Below are 4,569 nucleotides of genomic sequence, written 5' to 3' on the forward strand. Positions count from 1 at the left end.
ATCGGTACGATAAAACATTCAGGAAACTTAGGCATTTACTTATGACGGTTGGATCGGTTACACTATTACCCATGGTGGTCTCCTTTGTTGGGGAGTGGGCAACAGCCTACCTCTTAACAATAGGAGATTTTTTTATATTCAACCAGAGAGATACGAGTAATTTGTTACATATTTAGGATAATATCCTAACAAACTTTCATGTGAGGTTTGGTGCAAGCGTAGTGCAAATTTTGCGCTTTTCCCAGCCTTCCCCCTCCGCACACCGCACACCCGCCGCCCTCCGACCGCCCCGACCCGCCCCGCACACGCACCGACGCCTAGGATATGCTCAGATTTTGCGTTTATCTCGCCGTTATGCTCAGAATTTGCGCTTATTTCGCCGTTATGCTCAAATTTTGCGCCTATCTCACCGTTATGCTCAAATTTTTCGCTTATCTCGCCGTTATGCTCAAGTTTTGCGCTTATCTCGCCGTATGCTCATATTCCGCTCATTTCCCGACGCTATGCTCAATTTTTGCTCATTTACCGCCGACGGTATGCTAAAACTCAGCGCTTTTCCCGCCGCCATCTCCCGAAACTGGGCATCGACGGGGGAAGCGCAAAATTCGAGCATGTCGGCGAGGCAGGACGCGGCCCTAGGGCCTTTCATGATCTCGCGAGAAATTTTCCGTTGACATGGCGCCTAACTGGTTGTATGGTTATTTACATGAGTAATTAACCGATATGGTGGTGAACGGATGACGAACCTCATCGAAGACGGGAAACCGATCTTCCAGCAAATCGCGGAACGGATCGAGGACGACATCATCGAGGGCACGCTGCCTGAGGAATCCCAGGTGCCTTCGACGAATCAATTCGCGGCGTTTTACCAGATCAACCCGGCGACCGCGGCCAAAGGGGTCAATCTGCTCGTGGAGCAGGGCATCTTGTACAAAAAGCGAGGGATCGGCATGTTCGTAGCGACCGGCGCCAGACAGGCGCTCATCGACAAGCGCAAGGAGCAGTTTTTCGAGCAATACGTGGTGACGATGCTCTCGGAGGCGAGCAAGCTCGACATCGGACGCGAGGAATTGATCGAGATGATTCGGAAGAAAGGGTGAACGACATGGCATGGGTAATCGAAGCGAATCAAATTACGAAGGCGTACGGCGCGACGAAGGCGTTGGATCGAGTATCGTTCCGGCTGGAGGATAACAAAATTTACGGGCTGCTCGGCCGCAACGGCGCGGGGAAGACGACGCTGATGCATATTCTGACCGCGCAGCTGTTCGCGACGAGCGGCGAAGCCCGCTTGTTCGGCGAGGCGCCGTACGAGAACGACGACGTGCTGCGCCGAGTCTGCTTCATTAAGGAAAGCCAAGCGTATCCGAAAGGGCTCACCGCCGGGGAAGTGCTCGACCTGTCGGCGTCGTTCTTCCCAAACTGGGACCGGTCGTACGCGTTGTCGCTCGCCGAGGCGTTCGAGCTGCCGCTCGACCGCAAAATGGGCAAACTGTCGCGCGGCATGCTCAGCACGGTCGGCATTATCGTGGGGCTCGCGAGCCGGGCGCCGGTCACGATCTTCGACGAGCCGTACCTCGGTCTCGACGCCGTCGCGCGGGGGCTGTTTTACGACCGGCTGCTCGCCGATTACGCGGAGCATCCGCGCACGATCGTGCTGTCGACGCATCTCATCGACGAAGTGAACCGCATGCTCGAGCATGTGCTGCTGATCGACAAAGGACGCCTCTTGATCGACGAAGACGCGGAGGCGCTGCGCGGAACGGCGTATACGATCACGGGTCCGAAGGCGAAAGTCGAGGCGTTCGCCGCCGGGCGCGAGACGCTGCACGCGGAGACGATCGGCGGTTTGGCGTCCGCGACGATCCGCGGCTCGCGAGACGCGCAGACGAAGCGGCAAGCCGAGGAGTTGGGCCTCGAGCTCGGCGCCGTATCGCTCCAACAGCTCTTCATCCATCTGACGAATCACTCCCCCGCGGAGGGAAAGGCGGCGATCGCGCAATGAACAAGTCAATCACCGGCGTTTTGAAAATGTTTCTCACCGACATGAAGCTTTCGGTTCTGATCTTCTGGGGAATCATGTTCGCGGTATACGCGATTTTGGTATACGCCGTCCTACAGTTCGGCGACGGCGAGGTCATCTCGGGTAACGTGTCCCCGCTTTATATTTACATGCTCATTCTCGGCATCGTCGGCCTGAAGGAGACGTTCCCCTACGCGCTCGGAATGAACGTGAGGCGCAAGGACTACTTCTTCGGCATCCTGCTCTCGGGGCTCGTCGTCGCGGCGGCGTTCAGCGTCGTCCAGACGCTGCTCGCGCTGCTCGAAAGAGCTGCCTTCGGGCAACTCGGAGACGTCGTCCAGTTTTTCCGCATCCCCGCCTTCGCGGACATCGGCGCGGCGGGCGCGTGGCTGACGCAGTTTTTGATTTTAACGTTCATGTTCGCGCTCGGCTTCCTCATCGCGCTCATATTTAACCGATTCGGGTCTACGGGGTTGTACGCGCTGGCCGGGATCGCCTTGATCGCGATCATCCTCACGCATCTGATGGACGGCTGGAGCCGCGTCTTCGCTTGGCTGTTCGGGCTCGACAGCCTGCTCTCCCTCGCGCTGTGGCTGACTCCCGTCGCCCTGCTTCTCCTTGCGGCCTCGTATGGACTGATTCGCCGCGCGACGGCGTAACCCGACGGGAGCGTCCCCCGACGAAAACGCCCTGCCCTGCCCCGCGAACCGAACGATTCCGGGGCAGGCTGTTTTACCTAGGTTTAACGCCTTCTTAACCCATTTTTAACCTTCGGTCGATGGAGAAATTTTCCCTGCAAAAGCCCTAGTTTCCCAATCCAATCCATGGCATAATGGAACTATATCAACTCATGGATGTGGCGAAAGAAGGGATTTTTAACGTGGCGGTTACCCCGTATGTTCGTTCGATTCCGTTCGGCGATTCGCAGCTGGAGGATCTTGCGCTACAATATTGGCCTACGAATAAACAGCTTGTCATTACGTTTTATTATCAAGGCATTCAGTTCGCCTGCATGTGCATGAAGACGGACGAGGGAATCGTTCCGATCCGAGTCGTCAATCATTTGAAGAAAGACGACAACAACATGCGTGCGCGGTTTTTGGTCAGCGTGCTCAACGACCGCCTGGAGGAATTATACCGGTCGATTTCGACGGCGAGTTCTGCGTTCCAGACGTTCGTACGCCGAGAAATCGGCAACGCGAACTGAGCTATACTTGAGCCGGTTCGGCTTGACCGCCGGGCAAGATCGATTTTACGCGCCCGACCTGACCGTCCGCTAGCCGCACCTTGATGCCGTGCGGGTGATTCGGCGATTTCGTCAAAATATCTTTCACGATCCCCCGCGTCGTCTTCCCGGTTCTTTGGTCTTGCTTCAGCACGATGTCGACTTCGAGCCCCGGGCGAATGTCGGCGCGCCGTTGTCCGTTTCCGTTCATAAGATCGTCTCCATAGTTCAACTTAAGGATGCGCATCGTGCCCCCGCCCCTTCGAGCTCGTGCTCGAAGGGGCTTTCTTCCTGTCACGACCCGATGTACAAGCCTCGCCTCTTGCAACAGGCTCGCCCCGTTCCGCCATTATATCACAGGCTCGCGCCGGGACGCCCATAGGGCATGCCTTTCCACGGCTTTACGTTGCCCAATATGGTGCAGCTACCCTTCTTTATGAAATATAAATTCGGGGACACGGGATCGCGGTCCCGCCGATAGCATTGCGACACATGGGCCGCGAAACCGGTGCGCCAGGCGATCGACTTCGCTTGGTCGGCCGTCGCGATCGGGCGGTCGACGGTGAGCACGGCGGCGAAGCCGCGATTCGGGACCGCGCAAACAAAGCTTGACGGCAGATGTCCCCGCGTCATCTCCGGCAAGAAAAACTGCAGCTCGAACGGCCGGCCGACGCGCTCGTAGTGATGGATCGTCGCGCCGTCGGGCATCGCCGGATGGACGTATTGTCTAGCGGGCTTCACCCAACCGGACTTGCGCAGGTTCGCGACGGCGCGGGCGCGAAGCTGCGCCTCCGTCATTTTCAATTTTTCAAGCAGCGATTTATTCATTAACAGATTTACGCCTTCTTTCCGGATCAAATACAAGGTCGCCAGCTTCGGAACATGTTCATGGAAGACGAGCCTCGAATCGCCGCCGTCCCCGTACGGGACGGGCACCTCGCCCCGGAGCGCGGGCAAAATATCCTGCAGCCGAATGCTCTGAAACAGCTCCTCCTGCTTCTCGACCAAGCGGATCGCTTGCAGTTGGCCGTTCAGGGCGTCGACGGCTTGATTGAGATCTTGCGTGCGGACGTAATTCATCCAGGCGTTGTGCAGGTTGATCTCGCTTTTCCCTGCTAAGCCCTCGAAGAATACTTCCGCATGAAGCGGGTCCCGCCCGTCCCGGACGAGCCTCGCTCCGGGGACCTCCTCCGCCGCATGGCCGAGAATAAAATCGGCGAACTCCTCCTTGCTTTGGAACAACATTGCCGCGGAATGCCTCATCGTCAAAACAGCCTCCTTCAGGTTCGGATATATGGAAAAACAAAAAACACCTCAAGGC

Annotated in this window: 6 protein-coding genes; 4 read left to right on the forward strand and 2 right to left on the reverse strand. The window is 57.2% G+C overall.

Annotation, left to right across the window (positions count from 1 at the left end):
- The first annotated feature begins 737 nt into the window (after nucleotides 1-737).
- From VEZ38_RS01970 to VEZ38_RS01985, 4 genes are all read left to right on the forward strand, one after another.
- Nucleotides 738-1,100 (forward strand): GntR family transcriptional regulator, encoded by a 363-nt coding sequence (locus VEZ38_RS01970; RefSeq protein WP_324891437.1) that lies wholly within the window; start codon nucleotides 738-740, stop codon nucleotides 1,098-1,100.
- A 5-nt stretch (nucleotides 1,101-1,105) separates the two neighbouring features.
- The gene (locus tag VEZ38_RS01975; RefSeq protein WP_324891439.1) at nucleotides 1,106-2,005 is read left to right on the forward strand and encodes an ABC transporter ATP-binding protein; all 900 of its coding nucleotides are present in this window, start codon (nucleotides 1,106-1,108) and stop codon (nucleotides 2,003-2,005) included.
- Nucleotides 2,002-2,682 carry a hypothetical protein gene (locus VEZ38_RS01980; protein WP_324891441.1) on the forward strand — a complete coding sequence of 227 codons (681 nt, stop codon included), beginning with the start codon at nucleotides 2,002-2,004 and terminating at the stop codon, nucleotides 2,680-2,682. The genes VEZ38_RS01975 and VEZ38_RS01980 overlap by 4 nt, the downstream gene beginning before the upstream one ends.
- Before the next feature lie 221 nt (nucleotides 2,683-2,903).
- Nucleotides 2,904-3,230 (forward strand): hypothetical protein, encoded by a 327-nt coding sequence (locus tag VEZ38_RS01985; protein ID WP_324891443.1) that lies wholly within the window; start codon nucleotides 2,904-2,906, stop codon nucleotides 3,228-3,230.
- 1 nt (nucleotide 3,231) lies between these two features.
- On the opposite strand, the gene VEZ38_RS01990 is transcribed toward VEZ38_RS01985, so the two are convergent.
- Nucleotides 3,232-3,459, reverse strand: a complete 228-nt coding sequence (locus VEZ38_RS01990) for a YwbE family protein (protein ID WP_324891445.1) — start codon at nucleotides 3,457-3,459, stop codon at nucleotides 3,232-3,234.
- 143 nt (nucleotides 3,460-3,602) lie between these two features.
- On the reverse strand, nucleotides 3,603-4,511 hold the full coding sequence (locus tag VEZ38_RS01995; RefSeq protein ID WP_324891447.1) for a hypothetical protein: 909 nt from the start codon (nucleotides 4,509-4,511) through the stop codon (nucleotides 3,603-3,605).
- Nucleotides 4,512-4,569 lie beyond the last annotated feature (58 nt).

It is taken from the genome of Paenibacillus sp., from assembly GCF_035645235.1.
Classification (GTDB): domain Bacteria; phylum Bacillota; class Bacilli; order Paenibacillales; family YIM-B00363; genus Paenibacillus_AE.